Annotated in this window: 19 protein-coding genes; 12 read left to right on the top strand and 7 right to left on the bottom strand. The window is 30.9% G+C overall.

The window, feature by feature from the left end:
• Nucleotide 1: 1 nt before the first annotated feature.
• The 8 genes from lnt to B9N70_RS05930 all read left to right on the top strand — a co-directional run bounded on the left by lnt (nt 2) and on the right by B9N70_RS05930 (nt 10,133).
• Complete coding sequence (gene lnt, locus B9N70_RS05965) at nt 2-1,537, top strand: apolipoprotein N-acyltransferase (protein WP_085114882.1); 1,536 nt, start codon at nt 2-4, stop codon at nt 1,535-1,537.
• Entirely contained in the window at nt 1,537-2,706 is a 1,170-nt protein-coding gene (metK, locus tag B9N70_RS05960) for a methionine adenosyltransferase (protein WP_085114881.1), read from the top strand. The genes lnt and metK overlap by 1 nt, the downstream gene beginning before the upstream one ends.
• Before the next feature lie 98 nt (nt 2,707-2,804).
• Nucleotides 2,805-4,358 carry a transcription termination factor NusA gene (gene nusA / locus B9N70_RS05955; protein WP_445082309.1) on the top strand — a complete coding sequence of 518 codons (1,554 nt, stop codon included), beginning with the start codon at nt 2,805-2,807 and terminating at the stop codon, nt 4,356-4,358.
• 10 nt (nt 4,359-4,368) lie between these two features.
• Nucleotides 4,369-6,588: a translation initiation factor IF-2 gene (infB, locus tag B9N70_RS05950; protein ID WP_085114879.1), complete on the top strand. Its 2,220-nt coding sequence runs from the start codon at nt 4,369-4,371 to the stop codon at nt 6,586-6,588.
• Nucleotides 6,588-6,956 (top strand): 30S ribosome-binding factor RbfA, encoded by a 369-nt coding sequence (rbfA, locus tag B9N70_RS05945; protein WP_085114878.1) that lies wholly within the window; start codon nt 6,588-6,590, stop codon nt 6,954-6,956. Before infB ends, rbfA begins: the two co-directional genes overlap by 1 nt.
• Nucleotides 6,957-6,968: 12 nt before the next feature.
• Nucleotides 6,969-7,217: a 30S ribosomal protein S15 gene (gene rpsO / locus B9N70_RS05940; RefSeq protein WP_085114877.1), complete on the top strand. Its 249-nt coding sequence runs from the start codon at nt 6,969-6,971 to the stop codon at nt 7,215-7,217.
• A 59-nt stretch (nt 7,218-7,276) separates the two neighbouring features.
• The gene (gene pnp / locus B9N70_RS05935; RefSeq protein ID WP_085114876.1) at nt 7,277-9,349 is read left to right on the top strand and encodes a polyribonucleotide nucleotidyltransferase; all 2,073 of its coding nucleotides are present in this window, start codon (nt 7,277-7,279) and stop codon (nt 9,347-9,349) included.
• 13 nt (nt 9,350-9,362) lie between these two features.
• Nucleotides 9,363-10,133, top strand: a complete 771-nt coding sequence (locus B9N70_RS05930; RefSeq protein WP_085114875.1) for an FkbM family methyltransferase — start codon at nt 9,363-9,365, stop codon at nt 10,131-10,133.
• Here B9N70_RS05930 and B9N70_RS05925 read toward each other — a convergent pair.
• The 3 genes from B9N70_RS05925 to fabA are packed head-to-tail and all read right to left on the bottom strand — an operon-like array spanning nt 10,130 to nt 12,629.
• Complete coding sequence (locus B9N70_RS05925; protein WP_085114874.1) at nt 10,130-10,915, bottom strand: enoyl-ACP reductase FabI; 786 nt, start codon at nt 10,913-10,915, stop codon at nt 10,130-10,132. The genes B9N70_RS05930 and B9N70_RS05925 overlap by 4 nt on opposite strands.
• A 2-nt stretch (nt 10,916-10,917) precedes the next feature.
• A complete protein-coding gene (fabB, locus tag B9N70_RS05920) occupies nt 10,918-12,129 on the bottom strand; it encodes a beta-ketoacyl-ACP synthase I (protein WP_085114873.1) in 1,212 nt (403 codons plus the stop codon).
• Nucleotides 12,129-12,629 carry a bifunctional 3-hydroxydecanoyl-ACP dehydratase/trans-2-decenoyl-ACP isomerase gene (gene fabA, locus B9N70_RS05915; RefSeq protein WP_085114872.1) on the bottom strand — a complete coding sequence of 167 codons (501 nt, stop codon included), beginning with the start codon at nt 12,627-12,629 and terminating at the stop codon, nt 12,129-12,131. The genes fabB and fabA overlap by 1 nt, the downstream gene beginning before the upstream one ends.
• A 74-nt stretch (nt 12,630-12,703) precedes the next feature.
• Between fabA and B9N70_RS05910 the strand changes: the two genes are divergently transcribed.
• From B9N70_RS05910 to B9N70_RS05895, 4 genes are all read left to right on the top strand, one after another.
• The gene (locus B9N70_RS05910; protein ID WP_085114871.1) at nt 12,704-13,132 is read left to right on the top strand and encodes a Fur family transcriptional regulator; all 429 of its coding nucleotides are present in this window, start codon (nt 12,704-12,706) and stop codon (nt 13,130-13,132) included.
• Between the two features lie 105 nt (nt 13,133-13,237).
• A complete protein-coding gene (locus tag B9N70_RS05905) occupies nt 13,238-13,654 on the top strand; it encodes a rubrerythrin family protein (RefSeq protein WP_085114870.1) in 417 nt (138 codons plus the stop codon).
• Nucleotides 13,655-13,819: 165 nt separating this feature from the next.
• Nucleotides 13,820-15,151 carry a (Fe-S)-binding protein gene (locus tag B9N70_RS05900; RefSeq protein WP_085114869.1) on the top strand — a complete coding sequence of 444 codons (1,332 nt, stop codon included), beginning with the start codon at nt 13,820-13,822 and terminating at the stop codon, nt 15,149-15,151.
• 2 nt (nt 15,152-15,153) lie between these two features.
• The gene (locus tag B9N70_RS05895) at nt 15,154-15,744 is read left to right on the top strand and encodes a DUF3501 family protein (protein ID WP_085115137.1); all 591 of its coding nucleotides are present in this window, start codon (nt 15,154-15,156) and stop codon (nt 15,742-15,744) included.
• Here the strand turns inward: B9N70_RS05895 and B9N70_RS05890 are convergent.
• Genes B9N70_RS05890 through coaBC form a run of 4 tightly spaced genes read right to left on the bottom strand, consistent with a single transcriptional unit; the run spans nt 15,737 to nt 18,568 of the window.
• Nucleotides 15,737-16,189: an SH3 domain-containing protein gene (locus B9N70_RS05890; RefSeq protein WP_085114868.1), complete on the bottom strand. Its 453-nt coding sequence runs from the start codon at nt 16,187-16,189 to the stop codon at nt 15,737-15,739. The two genes, B9N70_RS05895 and B9N70_RS05890, sit on opposite strands and share 8 nt — an antisense overlap.
• Nucleotides 16,183-16,935 (bottom strand): HesA/MoeB/ThiF family protein, encoded by a 753-nt coding sequence (locus B9N70_RS05885; protein ID WP_085114867.1) that lies wholly within the window; start codon nt 16,933-16,935, stop codon nt 16,183-16,185. Before B9N70_RS05885 ends, B9N70_RS05890 begins: the two co-directional genes overlap by 7 nt.
• Nucleotides 16,932-17,369, bottom strand: coding sequence for a dUTP diphosphatase (gene dut, locus B9N70_RS05880; RefSeq protein ID WP_085114866.1), 438 nt, complete (start codon nt 17,367-17,369; stop codon nt 16,932-16,934). Before dut ends, B9N70_RS05885 begins: the two co-directional genes overlap by 4 nt.
• Nucleotides 17,369-18,568, bottom strand: coding sequence for a bifunctional phosphopantothenoylcysteine decarboxylase/phosphopantothenate--cysteine ligase CoaBC (coaBC, locus tag B9N70_RS05875; RefSeq protein WP_085114865.1), 1,200 nt, complete (start codon nt 18,566-18,568; stop codon nt 17,369-17,371). The genes dut and coaBC overlap by 1 nt, the downstream gene beginning before the upstream one ends.

Below are 18,568 nucleotides of genomic sequence, written 5' to 3'. Positions count from 1 at the left end.
TTTGGAAAATAAAAAATATTTAGAATTTATTCTTTTAATAGCACTTGGTGCATTCACATCTCTAAGCTTACCACCCTACAATTATTTACTTATCAACTTTTTAACTATTAGTTTATTTTTCATCTACATCTTTCAAAAAAAAAAATTGAATGTAAAAAAACATACTTTTTTGTATGGATGGCTTTTTGGATTTGGTTATTTTTTAACAAATTTATATTGGATTTCAATATCATTAACTTTTGATGAGAATTTTAGTTTTTTAATTCCCTTTGCTTTGATTTTAATTCCATTATTTCTTGGAGCTTTTTATGGACTTGCAACTTATATTTTTTTTAAAATAGATTTGAAAAAATCAATAAGTAACTTTTTTTTATTCTCACTTTTGTTTGGCTTAATTGAATTTATCAGGGGAAATATATTTACAGGTTTTCCTTGGAATTTAATTGTATTCAGTTTTTCAGAAAACCTAGAGATATTGCAGGTATTATCTTTTCTAGGAACATATGGTCTCAATATGCTTTGCATTTCTTTTTTTGCAAGTCCTGCAATATTTATTTTAAGACAAAATAAAAAAGAAATTTTAGTTTGTGTAATTTTTTTATTATCACCTATTTTCTTTTTTAAACTTGGATCTAATAACATTAGTTCTTTTGAATTAACAAAAAGTGTTAAAAACGAATATGTGATTAGAACGATTGGAACAAAAATAAATCTTGATAGGTTCTACGGTAACTCAGACACAGCGGAAGTAATCAATGAGTTAATTAAAATAAGCCAGCCTGACAAAAATACTAAGACAGTTTTTTTATGGCCTGAGGGGATTATACCTAATGTAAGTCAAAAACAATTAAAAGAGTTTGAATTTTTATTTAGTGAAAAATTCAATGAAAATCATCTATTGGCAATTGGAATTAATAGTTATGAACAAACTGACATAAAGAATTATTATTACAATACACTTTCTTTTTATGATCATAAGTTAAACCTTGTTAATGAATATAAAAAAGTGAAATTAGTTCCATTTGGTGAGTTTTTACCTTTTGAAAAAATCTTAAAAAAACTGGGTCTTAAATCTTTAACTAACAACTACCAATCTTTTAGTAGTGGTGATCATAGAGAGATACTATTAGTCGATGAAAATAATTTTGATTTAAAAATTTTACCATTGATTTGTTATGAGATAATTTATTCAGGTAATATTTTTACAAATTCTGATTTTGATTATATTGTAAATATTTCCGAGGATGGTTGGTTTGGTAACTCTATTGGGCCCCATCAACATTTTGCACACAGTATATTTAGGGCAATTGAAAGTGGAAAATACTTATTAAGATCAGCAAATAATGGAATTTCAGCAATAATAAATCCTACCGGTAAAATTGAAAAAAAAATTGAATTTGATCAAATTGGATACATAGATTTTAAAGATAAAAAAATCTTTAAAGAAACTGTTTTTTCAAAATATGGGAATAAAATGTTTTTAATTATAATTTTGTTATATATTTTTTTAATATTTTCATTTAATAGAATTTCATAATGAGTAATTTAAAAAACTATCTATTTACAAGTGAGTCTGTTTCTGAAGGTCATCCCGATAAAGTTTCAGATAGAATTTCAGATATGGTTGTTGATAGCTATTTATCAAATGATCCTTTCTCAAGAGTTGCTTGTGAAACCTTAACAACTACCAATAAGGTAGTTTTAGCAGGTGAAGTTAGAGGTCCTGAAATTAAAAAAGATGAGTTAATTCAAAAAGTTAGAGATTGCATCAAAGATATTGGTTATGATCAAGATGGTTTTACATGGAGAGAGGCAACTAAAATAGAAAGTCACTTACACTCACAATCAGCGGATATTGCAATGGGTGTAGACTCATCAGGCAATAAAGATGAGGGTGCAGGTGATCAAGGAATTATGTTTGGATATGCTTGCAACGAGACTGACGAATTAATGCCTGCTCCAATTTATTATTCACATAAAATTTTAAGATTAATGGCAGTTGATAGAAAATCTGGAAAATTACAAAATATTGAACCAGACTCTAAAAGCCAAGTTACATTTGAATACGAAAATGGAAAACCAATTAAAGTCAAATCAGTCGTTATATCTTCTCAACATTCAGCTGATGTTGATCAAGCAAAAGTAAGAGAGTTATTAAGACCATATCTATTAAATTCTATACCTAAAAATTTTTTAGAAGGATTTAATGAAGAGGAGTTTTATGTAAACCCAACAGGCAATTTTGTTATAGGTGGCCCGGATGGAGATTGTGGTTTAACAGGAAGAAAAATTATTGTTGACACTTATGGTGGTGCAGCACCACATGGTGGTGGGGCATTTTCAGGAAAAGATCCAACTAAAGTGGATAGGTCTGCTGCGTATGCATCAAGATATATAGCTAAAAATATAGTTGCCTCGAAAATTGCAGATAAATGTTTGATACAACTAGCTTATGCAATTGGCGTTTCAAAACCTCTTTCGATTTATGTAGATTTGTTTGATGATGATTTAGAAAAAAATAAATTTGTGGAAGAAAAAATTAAAGAAAATTTTGACTTGAGTCCTAGAGGAATAAGAGAGATGCTAAATCTAAACAAACCAATTTATGAAAAAACAGCAGCTTATGGTCATTTTGGAAGATCCCCTGAAAGTGATGGTGCATTTTCTTGGGAAAAAACTGATAAAATAAACGTTTTTTTAAAATAGTTTTTATTGAATTAAAAAAAAACTTTTATATATTACCTTTACATTATTGAATTTACAAAATGGGCTTTAGCCCATTTTTTTTTGGAGCAAACAAAAAAATGTTAAATAAAAGAGCGGATAAACTAGAATTATTAAGAATTGCTGAAGCAGTAGCATTAGAAAAATCAATTGATAAAGAGTTGATAATTAGTTCTATGGAAACTGGAATTGCTAAGGCAGCAAAATCAAAATTTGGTCAAGACAATGAAATCAAAGTTTTAATTAATAGAGAAAATGGTGATATCGAACTTTTTAGGAAACTAATAATTTCAGAAAATCCTGAAAACACTAATACAGAAATCAAACTTGAGGATGCTATATCTTTGAATGAAATTAATAAGGAAAAAAAAGTTGGAGACGAGGTTTTACAACCGTTGCCATCTTTTGATTTTGGAAGAATAGCTGCACAAACTGCAAAGCAAGTAATCAGTACAAATGTGAGAGAGGCTGAGAGAGAAAGACAATTTAATGACTTTATAGATAAAAAAGACTCAATTTTGAGTGGAATTGTAAAGAGATTAGAATTTGGCAATGTGATTGTTGATCTTGGAAGAACGGAAGCAATTATACAAAAAAATGAAATGATACCTAGAGAAAACATCAAAGCAGGAGATAGAGTTAAAGCATATTGCTATGATGTGAGAAGAGAACCAAGAGGCCAACAAATCTTTTTGTCTAGAGCTCATCCTAAATTTATGGAAAAATTATTTGTTCAGGAAGTTCCAGAAATTTATGATGGTTTAATTGAAATTAAATCTTCATCAAGAGATCCAGGTAGTAGAGCAAAAATTTGTGTAAAAGCAGTGGATACATCATTAGATCCAGTCGGAGCTTGTGTTGGTATGAGAGGATCGAGAGTTCAAGCTGTAGTCAATGAACTTCAAGGAGAAAAAATTGATATTGTTAATTGGTCTGAAGACCCTGCAATTTTAGTTTCAAATGCGTTATCACCTGCTGAAGTGCAAAGAGTTAATGTTGATGCTGAAAGAAAAAAACTAGATGTAATCCTTACCGAGGAAAATTTAAGTAAAGCAATTGGTAGAAGAGGTCAAAATGTTAGGTTAGCAACCAAGTTATTAAATTATGAGATAAACATAATGACTGACGCCGAAGACTCTGAAAGAAGACAACTTGAGTTCAAAGAAAAGACAGATAATTTTGTTAAAAACTTAGAATTAGATGAAACATTAGGTCAACTATTAGTTGCCGAGGGTTTTTCAACAATAGACGATATTAAAGATAGCAGTGCAGAAAATTTAATAAAGATAGAGGGTATTGAAGAGGATACAGCAAAAGCATTAATTGAAAGAGCCAAAGAGTTTTATGAAAAAGATCAGGAAGATATTTCTCAAAGAATAAAAGATTTAGGTCTTGAAGAAGCATTAATTAATTTGAAAGGTTTGACACCTGGAATGTTGGTTACGTTGGGTGAGCAAAAAATTTTAACTCTAGAAGATTTTGCAGATCTTGCATCTGACGAATTAACAGGTGGTTATGATGTAGTAAAAGGTGAGAGAGTAAAAATTCAAGGTTATTTAGAAGATTTTGCTCTATCAAAAGAAGAAGCAGATGAATTAATCATGTCTGCAAGAAATATTGTTTATAAAGATTGAGTGATGAGTTATGGAAAACAAAAAAACAAAATTAACAATTTCAGGCACAGCCAAAAAATCGATCAAAAATATTGAGGTTGCTAAAACTCAAGGAAAAAATTCAGTTGTAATCGAAAAGCCAAAAAATAGTTTCGTAAAAATAGGTAGTTCATTTAGATCAGCAGGCTCTAGCACTGGTACAAAACCAGCTTCACCTTTTTCTCGTGGAGCACCCTTTAAGCCATCTATAGGGTTAAAAACTCCACCAATTACAAATGATTTTGAAAGAAGAAAGCTTGCAGAACAAAGAGCTACAAAAAGACTAAAGGGTGATAGTGATAATAAGAAAACCAAGCTTGGTACAAAAAAAAGAGAAACTAAACTTACTGTTTCAAGAGCACTTAGTGATGAAATTGAGGCGAGAGAGAGAAGTTTGGCATCTGTTAAAAGAGCCAGAGAAAAAGAGCAAAAAAATTTAAACAAAGATGATAACAAAGAAAATCCTAAACCTATTAAAAGAGATGTAAATATTCCAGAGGCTATAACAGTTAGGGAGCTCGCTAATAGAATGGCTGAGCAATCAAGCAATGTAATTAAATATCTTTTTGGAATGGGAGTTACAGTTACAATAAATCAAACATTAGCTGCTGATACAGCAGAGTTTTTAGTTAAAGAGTTTGGGCACAACCCAATCCGTGAAGAAAAAGCTGAAGAAATAATTCAAAAAATAAAAGCAACCAGAGTTGAAAATTTAAAAAATAGGCCGCCAATAGTAACTGTAATGGGCCATGTTGATCACGGAAAAACCTCTGTGCTTGATGTGCTTAGAAGCGCAAATGTAGTCTCAGGCGAATTTGGAGGTATTACTCAACATATTGGAGCTTATCAAATAGAAAGTCAGTCTAACAAATTAACTTTTATTGATACCCCTGGTCACGCAGCTTTCACAGAGATGAGAGCTAGGGGATCTAAATTAACTGATGTTGTAGTATTAGTAGTTGCAGCAGATGATGGTGTAAAACCTCAAACAGTTGAGTCTATTAAACATGCTAGAGCAGCAAATGTTCCTATAGTAGTAGCAATAAACAAATGTGATCTTCCTGAAGCTGATCCTCAAAAAATCAAAAATCAATTATTAGAATATGAATTAATAGCAGAAGATTTATCCGGTGACACATTAATGGTTGAAATTTCTGCTAAAACTAAATTGAATTTAGATAAATTAGTTGAAGCAATAATATTGCAAGCTGAAATTTTAGATTTAAAAACTGACTTTGAGTCAAAAGCAACTGGAGTTGTTTTAGAGTCTAAAATTGATGTTGGTAGAGGACCTGTTGCAACAATAATTGTTACAACAGGAACGCTTAAAAAAGGTGATTATTTTGTTAGTGGATTGAAGTGGGGAAAAGTTAGAGCAATCATTAATGATAAAGGAAAAAATATAAATGAAGCTTCTCCATCAACACCAGTAGAAATTTTAGGTATAAATGGTGCTGCAAAAGCAGGCGATGATTTTATTGTTTTGGATAATGAAAAAGAAGCAAAAACTTTAAGTGAAAATAGAGCAGAAGAAGCAAAAGATGGAAAAAATCCTTTATCATTTGCCACTCAAGACTCAGCTTTTTCAGATAAATCTGCAGAAGAATTAAATTTGATTATCAAATCAGATGTCCATGGGTCCTCAGAGGCTATTAAAAATGCAATCAGTCAAATTAAACACGATGAAGTAAAACCAAAAATTATTTTATCTGATATTGGTATGGTTACAGAAACCGATGTGACTTTAGCTAAAGCTTCAAAAGCATTACTAATAGCGTTTAATGTTAAACCTAGCAAGGAAGCAAAAAAATTAGCTGAAAATGAAAATATTAAAATTTCTTCTTATAATATTATTTATGAAGTTTTGGATTTTATAAAACAAAAAATGTCAGGTTTATTAACACCAGACGTTCAAGAGACAGTTGCTGGTACTGCGCAAATCTTAGAAATTTTTAAAGTTTCAGGAGCTGGCAAAGTTGCCGGTTGCAAAATTACAGAAGGTGAAATCACAGGTACATCAGATGTAAGATTAATTAGAGATGGGGCTATTATTTATACTGGGAAAGTCGGCACTTTATTTAGAGAAAAAAATCAAGTGAAACAGGTAAGCAATGGCCAGGAGTGTGGAATTACGATAAAAGATTATATGGATTTTCAAAAAGGAGACACAATAGAGGCATTTAATGTTACTTCAACAGAGAGAACAATATAATGGTTGATAGAATAGGAAAACCAATTTCCCAAAGGCAATTGAGGGTTGGTGAAATGATTAAGCAGTCTTTGAGTATGATATTTATAAAAAATGAGGCGAAAGTTCCAAATTTAGAAACTAACACTATTACAGTTACAGAAGTTCAAATGAGCCAAGATTTAAAAATAGCAAAAGCATATGTAATGCCATTAGGCGGAAAAAATGCAGATGAGGTAGTTAAATTACTTAAAGAATATTCTTTTTTAATCAGAAAAATATTGTCTAAAAAAGTATTTATGAAATTTTTACCTAAATTACTCTTTAGAAAAGATGAGTCTTTCGAGTATGCGGAAAAAATAGAAAACTTAATAAAACAAACAAACAAATAAGGAAAAAAAAGCATGAACAGCAAGGTAAAAGAATTAGCAATTCATGATAAAGATACAGGATCTTCAGAGATTCAGATCGCATTGCTAACTGAGAAGATAGAAACTCTCTCAAAACACATCAAACAATTTAAAAAAGACAAGCATTCTTCAGTAGGATTGTTGAGAGCAGTAAATAGAAGAAAGAAATTGTTAGAGTACCTAAAGAAAAACAAAATGGACTCTTACAAAAATGTACTGTCGAAATTGAATTTAAGAAAATAATAAGATCAAGATAGATAGAACGGAATGGAACGAAACGAACGAAACGAAATGGAAATGAAATGTTTAAAGTATATAAGAAGGAAATAGAAGTAGCAGGAAAGAAAATAAGTTTAGAAACAGGTAAAGTAGCAAGACAAGCAGACGGAGCAATCATCGCTTCATGTGGTGAAACAGTTATTTTAGCGACAGTAGTAGGAGCAAAAAAAGTTAATCCAGATATGGATTATTTTCCACTATCTGTAAATTACCAGGAAAAATATTATGCAGGTGGAAAAATACCTGGTGGATATTTTAAAAGAGAAGCAAGACCAACAGAAAGTGAAACATTAATTTCAAGATTAATTGATAGACCAATCAGACCTTTGTTTCCAGATGCATTCAAAAATGAAGTTCAATTATTACCAACTGTAATCTCATATGATAAAGAAAACCAACCAGATATATTAGCAATTACTGCTTCTTCAGCAGCACTAGCTATCTCAGGAATGCCTTTTATGGGCCCTGTAGGAGCTTCTAGAGTCGGTTTTGTTGATGGAAAGTATATTCTTAACCCTTCCAAGACAGAGCTTGAAAAATCAAGTTTAGATCTTGTTGTTGCAGGTACAAAAGATGCTGTGCTAATGGTAGAGTCTGAAGCGAATGGTTTAACTGAAGAAGAAATGCTTAATGCAGTTAAATTTGGTCATGAGGGTTTTGTTCCAGTGATCGAAATGATCGAAGAACTGGCAAAAGAATGTAGAAAACCTGAATGGACTGTTGAAAAAAAAGATTTGTCAGAAGTAAAAAAAGTTTTAGAGGACACTTTTACTGAAGATCTCAAAAAAGCTTTTGCAACCAGAGACAAACAAGATAGATCTAATCAAATTTCAGAAATTACCGATAGAGCCAAAAAGCTTTTTGAAGAAAATGAGAATTATTCTGATCTTGATGTTAACTCAGAGCTTAAAAATCTAGAGAAGAAAATTGTTAGAACTGATATTCTTAAAAACAAAAATAGAATTGATGGTAGAGGACTATCTGATGTTAGACCTATCTCGTGTGAAGTGGGTATATTGCCAAGAGCCCATGGATCAGCCTTGTTTACTAGAGGAGAAACACAAGCAATTGTTGTGACCACTTTAGGTACTTCTGATGATGAACAAAGAATTGAAAGTTTAGATGGTCTTCAAAGAGAGCGATTTATGCTTCATTATAATTTTCCTCCTTTTTCAGTTGGTGAAACTGGAAGAATTGGAACTGGAAGACGTGAAATAGGTCATGGAAAATTAGCTTGGAGAGCTATTAATTCATCATTACCTTCAAAAGAAGCATTTCCATACACATTTAGAATAGTATCAGAGATCACAGAGTCTAACGGATCTTCTTCAATGGCTACTGTTTGTGGATCATCATTAGCGCTAATGGATGCCGGGGTTCCAATTAAAGAGCCAGTTGCAGGTATTGCAATGGGACTTATTAAAGAAGGTGACGATTTTAGTGTCTTATCAGATATTTTAGGTGATGAAGATCACTTAGGGGATATGGACTTTAAAGTTGCTGGTACCAAAGATGGAATTACTTCGCTTCAAATGGATATAAAAATTACTGGTATTACATTTGAAATTATGGAGCAAGCTTTAAGCCAGGCAAAAGATGGAAGAGTTCATATTTTAGGTGAAATGAATAAAGCTTTATCAGCATCTAGATCTGATGTTGGAAAACACACTCCAAAAATGGAACAAGTAAATGTAGACAAAAAAGACATTGCTGCTGTAATTGGAAAAGGTGGTGCAACGATTAGAGAAATTGTTGAAAAATCAGGCGCAAAAGTTGATGTAAACGATGAAGGTATCGTTACAGTTGCTGCTCCAGATGAAGAGTCTAGAAATATTGCACTTCAAATGATCAAAGATATCACTGCAAAAGCTGAATTGAATAAAATCTACTCAGGTAAAGTTATGAAAATTATGGAGTTTGGTGCGTTTGTAAATTTCCTTGGAAAGCAAGATGGACTTGTTCATATTTCAGAACTGGCAGATAAAAGAGTGGCTAAAGTTACTGATGTGGTTAAAGAAGGTGACGAAGTTAAAGTTAAAGTAATTGGTTTTGATAGAGGGAAAGTTAAACTTTCTATTAAACAAGCTCAAAGTTAGTTGGTAATCTAAATTGAGCCATGATTTAAAAAAGTTTAAATTTATTAAAAAAATCATTGGCTCAATAGGATATAAATTAGTAGATAAAAAATCTTTAAAAACAGAGAGATTTATAGATAATCTCTCACTAAAAGTTGAAGATATAATACAACCACTTATTAATAAAAAAAAAATAAATAAAGTCATTCAGGTAGGTGCCAATGACGGTAAAAGTGATGATTTTTTATATAAATGCTTAAATGATAATCTGAACGCTATCTTAATAGAACCAATTAATGATGCTTTTTTAAAATTAAAAAAGAATTATGAAAAGTATTCAAAGATAAATTGTTTAAATTTAGCTATAGATATCCAGAATGGATCTAAAGAAATATTTTCAGTTAGCAGTACGTATTTTGATTATTATGAAAAAAAATTTAATAATATAAATGTTGATTGGCTAAATGTATTATCATCATTTAACAAAAAACATTTAATTAATCATGGTATAAAAGAAAAACATATAATATCTAAAGAAATTAGTTGTATAACATTTTCTAAACTTATTGATTATTATGATTATTATGATTTAGATTTATTAATTGTTGATACAGAAGGTTATGATGTAAATTTAATAAATAACTTTGTCGATACATTAAATATAAGACCTATGATTGTATTTGAATGGATTCACGCAGAAAAAAATGAAATTGGACTTTTACTAAAAAAATTAGAAAAATTTAATTATAAATTTTTGAAGATAGGCAGAGATTTAGTTTGTTTTAAAAAAGAATTTGTTTTTTAAGAAATATTTTTTGGATCAGGCATTCCCACTTTATTATACCCAGCATCTACGTAGTGAATTTCACCTGTAACACCGTTTGCAAGGTCACTTAGTAGATATAATGCTGAATTTCCAACATCATGAATATCTACATTTCTCTTTAATAGTGAATGATCTTCATTCCACTTGTATAAAAATTTTGCATCCCCTATTGCAGAAGCTGCTAATGTTTTAATTGGTCCTGCGCTTATCGCATTCACTCGAATGCCTTTAGCACCTAAATCTCTAGCAAGATATTTAACACTAGCTTCTAATGCAGCTTTACAGACACCCATGACATTATAATTTGGAATTGCTTTATTAGCTTCATAACTTAAAGTTATTAAACTTCCACCATCTTTCATCACTTTAGAAGCTTCTTTCGCAACTTCTGTAAATGAGAAACATGAGATTAACATACTCCTTTGGAAATTTTCTCTCGTTGTATTTAAGTATTCGCCTGATAATTCTGACTTATCTGAAAATGCGATTGCATGAACTATAAAATCAATTTCACTCCACTTGGATTTTACGTCTTCAAATAATTTTACCACATCTTCTTTTTTTTCAACATCACAACTAAATGTTACTTTTGAATTCAATTTTTCTGCTAAAGGTACAACTCTTTTTTTCAAAGCATCGCCAAGATATGTGAAAGCAAGTTCAGCACCTGCTTCAGCTAATTTTTGAGAAATTCCCCAAGCAATCGATCTTTCATTGGCAACTCCCATGATTAATCCTTTTTTACCTTTCATTAAATCCATAATTAAACCTTTTCAAAAATTAAAGCAGCATTGGTTCCACCAAAACCAAAGCTATTTGACATAACAGTATTTAGTGTTGCGCCATTTTCATTTTTAGTAACAATTGGAAAATTCTTTGCATCTTCATCCATATCAGTAATGTTTGCTGATCCAGTAATAAAATTATTCTTCATCATGATTAAGCAATAAATTGCTTCGTGGACAGAAGCTGCACCCAAAGGATGACCCGACAAAGGTTTTGTTGAGCTAATTTTAGGAATATCTGATCCAAATGTTTCTTTAATTGCATTAAGCTCAGTAATATCTCCTACAGGAGTAGAAGTTCCATGAGTATTAATATAATCAATTTTGTTTTTAGTTGTTGATAGTGCAATTTTCATACATCTAACAGCACCTTCACCAGATGGTGCAACCATATCATATCCATCAGAAGTAGCCCCATATCCTGTTAATTCAGCATAAATTTTTGCACCTCGTGCTTTTGCGTGTTCATATTCTTCAAGAACTAAAACACCTCCACCTCCAGCGATCACAAAACCATCTCTTGTCTTATCATATGCTCTAGATGCTTTTTCAGGTGCATCATTGTATTTCGAAGACAGAGCAGTCATAGCATCAAACATTGCAGTCATAGCCCAATGTAATTCTTCACTACCACCAGCAAAAACAATGTCTTGTTTACCCATTTGAATTAATTCACTTGCATGGCCTATGCAATGTCCACTAGTTGCACACGCAGAACTCATTGTATAGTTCACTCCTTTTATTTTAAAAGGCACAGCAAGAGTTGCCGAAGCAGTACTTGCCATAGTTCTAGGAACTACAAATGGACCCATAAGCTTTGGTGTTTTTGCTCTTGTTTTATCGACTGATAAAACAACATTTTCAATTGATGGTCCACCAGACCCCATAACTATTCCAGTCTTAAAATTACTAATATCTTTATCCTCAAGACCAGAGTCTGTTATAGCTTCTTTCATTGCTATATAATTATAGGCTGATCCAGATCCCATAAATCTGATTGTTTTTCTATCTACATGATCTGCCAAATTAATATTTGGTTTGCCATGAATATTACTTTTAAGATTATGCTCTTTATACTCTTCAGCAAAAGAAATACCTGATTTAGAATTTAGTAAAGATTGATAAACCTCTTCTTGGTTATTTCCCAAACACGAAACAACACCAAGACCTGTTATTACAACTCTTCTCATTATTTAAATAACCCCACTTTTAAACTTTCTGCAGAATAAATTTTCTTATCATCAGCTAAAACCACACCATTTGCAAGTCCAACAGTTGTTCCCCCTGGTGACATAATTTTTTTCATATCGATAAGATATTTAACTAATTTTACATTCTGTAAAACTTCGCCTGTAAATTTTACTGTCCCAACTCCTAAGGCCCTACCTTTTCCAGGGTTTCCAAGCCAACCAAGATAAAATCCAACTAACTGCCACATAGCGTCTAGACCTAGACATCCTGGCATAACCGGATCACCTTTAAAATGACAATCAAAAAACCACAGATCATTTTTGATGTCTAATTCAGCTTTTATTGAGCCTTTTTTAAAGGCACCATTATTGTCATTAATTTCAGTAATTCTATCAAACATGAGCATAGGAGGAAGTGGTAATTTTGCATTTCCAGGCCCAAAAAGTTCACCATTTCCACAACTTATTAGCTCTTTGTAGTCAAAGGAGTTTTTTTTCATAAAATTGAATAACCTTAATACTTGATTTTTAAGCAATATAATATAGATATAGTTTAGAACTATTATAAACAATAATGATAAATAACAGTAATTTTATCGATAAATTAAGATCTTCTGGCCTTAGACCCACTAAGCAAAGGATAAAAATTTGCAAAGTGCTGTTTGAAAGAAATGGAACTTTTCATTTTACAATTAATGACCTTGCAAAAACAATTGAAGAGAAGCTTAATGAGAAAATTTCTCTTGCTACTGTCTATAACACTGTCCATGCTTTTAAGAAAAAGGGCTATTTAAAAGAAATTTCAATCAATAGTGATAAGAGTTATTTTGATACAAACACTTCTGTTCACCATCATTTTTTTGATGAAGATACAAATGAATTGATTGATTGTAGTGAAGATGACATTGATTCTGTAAATATTAAAAATAATATTACGGGAAAAAAAATAAACTCAGTTGAAGTTTTGGTTAAAGTTGCGAGTGATTATCAAAATCAAAAATAATTCAATAAAATCAATTACTTAAAATCTACATTATAATTATTCTAAACTGTTGACATTATGGTTTTAACAACTATATGTCCTACACATTAAATTAAGGAGAAAAAAATGTCATTAAAAGGAACTAAAACAGAAGAAAACTTAAAAGAAGCTTTTGCTGGTGAAAGTCAAGCTAACAGAAGATATCTTTATTTCGCACAAAAAGCTGACATCGAAGGATACAATGATGTTGCTTCAGTATTTAGATCAACTGCAGAAGGTGAAACTGGTCACGCACACGGACACCTTGAGTATTTAGAGCAAGTTGGTGACCCAGCAACTGGTAAACCAATTGGTGAAACTAAAGCAAACTTAGAATCTGCAGTAGCTGGTGAAACTCATGAGTACACTGACATGTACCCAGGTATGGCTAAAACTGCTAGAGAAGAGGGTTTTGAAGAAATTGCTGATTGGTTTGAAACGTTAGCAAAAGCTGAAAAATCTCATGCTGGTAAATTCCAAAAAACTTTAGAGTCTATTAGCTAATTAATTCTTTTTAGCGGGCATATTTACTTGCCCGCTAATCAAATTTTCAAAATTCTTAATAATTTATAAAATGATAGACCAAATTATACAAACTTTAAAAGATTGGTTAAACGAACCAGTATTAATTGTTTCTTTATCATTATTAATAGTAGGTAATTTAATTATATGAGCAAAGAAGGAAGCACAGAAGCACCAATAAGGCATCCAATAGATTTTGAGCATCCAGATTTTCTAAACCCAGAAAAACTAGATGCTGAAATGAGAAGAGCTTTTGACATTTGCCATGGATGCAGAAGATGTTTCAACTTATGTGATTCTTTTCCAAAGTTATTTGACATGATTGATGAGTCAGAAAATGAGGATGTAGATAGTCTATCTAGTAATCAATTTGCTCCAGTAGTAGATGCATGTACTTTGTGTGACATGTGTTTTATGACAAAGTGCCCATACGTGCCTCCACATCAATTTGATTTAGATTTTCCACATTTGATGTTGAGATATAGAACAGCACAAAAAAAACTTGGTAAACTTTCAGCAGTACCTGCACAGCTAGCTAAAATAGATAGAAATGCTAAATTTGGGGTTTTATTTTCAAAAATAATTAACTGGGCATCTGATGTTAAAAATACATTTATTAGAAAAATTTTAGAAATAATTTCAGGAATAGATAAAAGAGTTCAGTTGCCAAAATATAACTCAGAAACGTTTTCAAATTTTTTCAAAAAAAATAAAGATAAAATTACTTATGAAACTTCATCAAAAGATAGAAAAGTTGTTATTTATTCAACTTGTTTTGTAAATTTTAATAAAAAAGATACTGGTGTTGCAGCATTAAAAGTACTTAAAAAAAATGGTGTAGAGGTTCAGGAAGCTTACCCGGGTTGCTGTGGAATGCCTTTTTTAGAGCAAGCAGATTTACCAAAAGTTGTTGAGCAAGCAAAAAAAGTTTCTAATGATCTAATCCATTGGATTGATAAGGGGTATAAGGTGATAACCTTAACTGCCAGTTGCGGTTTGATGTTAAAATTTGAATGGCCATTATTGTTACCAAATGATGAGAAGGTTAAAAAATTATCTCAAAATGTTATGGATATTGATGAATATGTAGTTGATATTGCAAATAACGAGGGTCTAGCTGATGGCCTTCAAGAAATTGATGGGGGCGTAACAGTCCATCATGCATGCCATGCAAGAGCTCAGAATATGGGTATTAAAGCTAGAGACATGCTTAAATTAATACCAAACATTAAGATTGATGTAGTGGAAAGATGTGCAGGTCATGGAGGAACTTTTGGAGTTATGAAAGATACACATGATCTTGCCAAAAAAGTAGGCAGACCAACAGCAAGACAAATCAAAACTAAAAATAATAAATATATGGCGTCAGATTGTCCGTTGGCTGGTAAACATTTAAAACAACTTGAAGCTGATACAAATATCGCAAATGATGAGGCACTACATCCTATCGAATTAGTAGCAAAAAGTTATAGGTTATGATTATGCCAAAAGAAAAAAGAGAAATTTCAAAAGAAGATATAATGCCCTTAGATGTTTACACAAAAAATAGAAGAGAGCTAAGAAAGAACATAGTTGATTTTAAAAAAGATAGAAGAGTTGCGCTTGGACCATACGCAACATTTTATTTTGAAAGTTACGAAACAATGTTAGCGCAAGTTCAAGAAATGCTTTACATAGAAAAAGGTGGTGAAGAGCAGTTAAAAGATGAGCTTGCTGCATATAATCCTTTAGTTCCAAATGGAAAAGAGCTAACTGCAACTTTAATGTTTGAAATAGATAATCCAGTTTCAAGAGCAGCTTTTCTTGGAAAAGTTGGTGGTATAGAAGAAAAAGTTTTTATGAAAGTAGAAGGTGAAAAAATTAAAGCAGTTCCAGAAGAAGATGTTGATAGAACTTCTGCTGAAGGTAAAGCTTCTTCAGTTCAGTTTATTCATTTTAAATTTACTGATGAGCAGATTGCAAAATTTAAAAATAGCTCAGAAATTGAAGTGGGAATTGATCATGCCGAATACTCACACACAACTAAATTAGCAGATGTTACAATAAAATCTTTATCTGCAGACTTTAGTTAGTATAGCCCCATAGATTTTTTTTATCAATCCAACCTTTAAAATCATCAGTTTTTACATTACACCACTCACCCATACATTTTTGGACAATTAATAATCTACCTTGTTTTATATTAGCAATAGGTTCTGAAAAAATTGTAGGTTTTTTAAATAATATTTTGTCATTAGCTGTAATTACTGAATTGATTTTTTTTAACTGAGATACGTGTATCCACCCACTATTTTTTTTGTAATCTATTATTCTTCTGAAATTTTCTTTTTCGTCAATTTGTTTGATGGGAAGATTAATTTTTTTATATATAAATTTTATGGGAGATTCAAAACTAGGTCCATATCTAACATTAACTTTGCTCTTTTTTAAAGACAAAAACTTTTCTTCACTCGCTAAGTTAGAAATTTGAAAAAAAATAAATGTTATTAATAAAATAATGAAATTATTTTTTAACATATACATTTTTTTTGTTTTAAAATTTTTGCTTTTCTGAAGTTAAGATTTAATAAGTCTAATATTAGTATTTTTCCATTAAGATTTTGTCCAATATTCAATATTTGTTTTAAAACCTCATTAGCTTGTAATGTACCCAAAATTCCAGCAACAGTTCCAAGCACACCTTCATATTCACAGTTTAAGATATCATCAGAAATTTTATCTTCTTGAAAGAAACATCTTAAGCACGGTGTTTTTTTAGCTTTAAAATCATAAGTAAACAAATGCCCATCAAATTTACTTATTGCGCCAACTACTAAGTGTTTTTTAAGTTTTAAAGCAGTATCATTAACTAAAAATTTAGTTTTAAAATTATCACTTCCATCAACAACATATTCATAATCTTTGATTATTTTTAAAGCATTTTTTTCATTAAGTTTTGAATTAAAAGTTTTAACAATCGTATTAGGATTAATTTTTTTTAATTTTTCCTTAATAGATTTAACTTTCGAATTTTTAAGATCCTTAATGTCATAAAGGCTTTGACGATGGATGTTAGAAATATCAACAACATCATCATCAATAATTCCAATTTTTCCTACACCGGCTCTAGTAAGAAATTCAGCTACAGGGCAACCTAAGCCACCAGCACCAACAATAAAAACTTTTGCTTCTTTTATTTTTTCTTGGCCTTTTGAACCAATATCTTTGAGTATTATTTGTCTTGAAAATCTCTCAATTTCACTTTTGTTAAGTGATTTTTTCATTTTCCTGTTGAGCCAAAACCGCCCTCACCTCTTAAAGTCTCAGGTAGTTCATCTGTTTCCTGAAGCTCCATTTTTACTACAGGAGTTAAAATCATTTGGGCAATACGATCACTGTTGTTAACTGTAAAATCTTCGTTTCCATGGTTGTAAATAATAATCTTTAATTCTCCACGATAATCGCTGTCAATTGTGCCAGGGGTATTTAGCACACTTATATTGTTTTTAGCCGCCAATCCGGATCTTGGTCTTATTTGTATTTCGTATTCTTCAGAAAACGCCACTGATAAACCAGTTGGAATTAATTCCGATGTTTTTGGTCTAATAATTATAGGTGATTTGATGTGAGCCATCAAATCCATACCTGATGCACCAGAAGTTTTATATGAAGGCAGCTCTACATCTGATGAGAGTTTTTTAATTAAAACTTTTACCATTAAGTTAATTGATTATTAATTCTTTCAACTATTTCTTCAGATATTAAGGTTTTGCTTTTAACAAATAATTTTTCCTGTTTATTGTTTTTGTAAAAGATTGTTACTTCATTTAAATTAGAATCAAAACCTATTTTCTTGTTAGAAACGTCATTGCCAATAATAATATCACAATTTTTACTTTTTAGTTTTTGTATTGCATTTTTTTCTAAATCGTTAGTTTCTGCAGCAAAGCCAACCACTAATTTAGGACGCATTGAATTGTGATTTGAAATATAATTCAAAATATCAACATTTTTTTCTAATTTAATTGTAAGTTCATCGCTTTTTTTAATTTTCAAATTACTTTTTTCATGGACTTTAAAATCAGCTACAGCAGCAGAAAAAATAGCTACATCAACTGGCAAGTTTTTTTGAGTTTCTTTAAACATCTCTTCAGCAGTCTCTACTTTTATAACTTTTACTTCACTCTCAATTTCAAGATTAGTTGGACCTGAGATTAAAGTTGTTTGATATCCATTTCTAGATAATGATTTTGCTAACTCATAACCTTGTTTGCCACTAGATTTATTAGTGATAAATCTTACTGGATCTATATATTCACGAGTTGGTCCTGCAGTAACTAATGCTTTAAGTTTTTTATTCTTATTAATGAAATACAAATAATCATTAATTTTGTTAACAATGTCTATTGGCTCAGTCATTTTGCCTTCACCGTATTCTCCACAGGCCATTTCTCCAATCTGAGGCCCAATTATTTTGTAGGAATATAACTTTAGAATTTCCAAGTTTTCTTTTAATGAAGGATGTTCCCACATTCTCACATTCATTGCTGGGCATAAAAAAATTGGTTTATTTGAGGCTAAAATTACTGTTGATGCCAAGTCTTCAGATGAACCTTTTGCAAGTTTCGAAATTGTATTTGCTGTAGCAGGCTCTACTAGAATTAGATCAGCCCATCTAGATAATGCAATGTGATCCATTTCTGCTTCATTTTCTACATTAAACAAATCTTCATAAACTTTTCCCTGAGATAATGAGGCTACCGATAACGGTGTTACAAATTCTTTAGCACTTTTAGTCAGTATTGTTTTAATTTCACAACCATTTCTTTTAAGAATTCTTATTGTTTCAAGACTTTTATAAGCTGAAATTCCACCACAAATGATTAATAATATTTTTTTATCTTTTAGATTTTTCAT

Source organism: Candidatus Pelagibacter sp. HIMB1321, assembly GCF_900177485.1.
Lineage (GTDB): Bacteria > Pseudomonadota > Alphaproteobacteria > Pelagibacterales > Pelagibacteraceae > Pelagibacter.
Note: the sequence above shows the minus strand (reverse complement) of the source record. Positions and strands in the feature narration are given on the sequence as shown.

Coding starts and splice junctions, on each gene's coding strand:
- metK (WP_085114881.1), top strand. CDS start 1,537: ATGAGTAATTTAAAAAACTATCTATTTACAAGTGAGTCTGTTTCTGAA.
- nusA (WP_445082309.1), top strand. CDS start 2,805: ATGTTAAATAAAAGAGCGGATAAACTAGAATTATTAAGAATTGCTGAA.
- infB (WP_085114879.1), top strand. CDS start 4,369: ATGGAAAACAAAAAAACAAAATTAACAATTTCAGGCACAGCCAAAAAA.
- rbfA (WP_085114878.1), top strand. CDS start 6,588: ATGGTTGATAGAATAGGAAAACCAATTTCCCAAAGGCAATTGAGGGTT.
- rpsO (WP_085114877.1), top strand. CDS start 6,969: ATGAACAGCAAGGTAAAAGAATTAGCAATTCATGATAAAGATACAGGA.
- pnp (WP_085114876.1), top strand. CDS start 7,277: ATGTTTAAAGTATATAAGAAGGAAATAGAAGTAGCAGGAAAGAAAATA.
- B9N70_RS05925 (WP_085114874.1), bottom strand. CDS start 10,915: ATGGATTTAATGAAAGGTAAAAAAGGATTAATCATGGGAGTTGCCAAT.
- fabB (WP_085114873.1), bottom strand. CDS start 12,129: ATGAGAAGAGTTGTAATAACAGGTCTTGGTGTTGTTTCGTGTTTGGGA.
- fabA (WP_085114872.1), bottom strand. CDS start 12,629: ATGAAAAAAAACTCCTTTGACTACAAAGAGCTAATAAGTTGTGGAAAT.
- B9N70_RS05910 (WP_085114871.1), top strand. CDS start 12,704: ATGATAAATAACAGTAATTTTATCGATAAATTAAGATCTTCTGGCCTT.
- B9N70_RS05905 (WP_085114870.1), top strand. CDS start 13,238: ATGTCATTAAAAGGAACTAAAACAGAAGAAAACTTAAAAGAAGCTTTT.
- B9N70_RS05900 (WP_085114869.1), top strand. CDS start 13,820: ATGAGCAAAGAAGGAAGCACAGAAGCACCAATAAGGCATCCAATAGAT.
- B9N70_RS05895 (WP_085115137.1), top strand. CDS start 15,154: ATGCCAAAAGAAAAAAGAGAAATTTCAAAAGAAGATATAATGCCCTTA.
- B9N70_RS05890 (WP_085114868.1), bottom strand. CDS start 16,189: ATGTTAAAAAATAATTTCATTATTTTATTAATAACATTTATTTTTTTT.
- B9N70_RS05885 (WP_085114867.1), bottom strand. CDS start 16,935: ATGAAAAAATCACTTAACAAAAGTGAAATTGAGAGATTTTCAAGACAA.
- dut (WP_085114866.1), bottom strand. CDS start 17,369: ATGGTAAAAGTTTTAATTAAAAAACTCTCATCAGATGTAGAGCTGCCT.
- coaBC (WP_085114865.1), bottom strand. CDS start 18,568: ATGAAAAATCTAAAAGATAAAAAAATATTATTAATCATTTGTGGTGGA.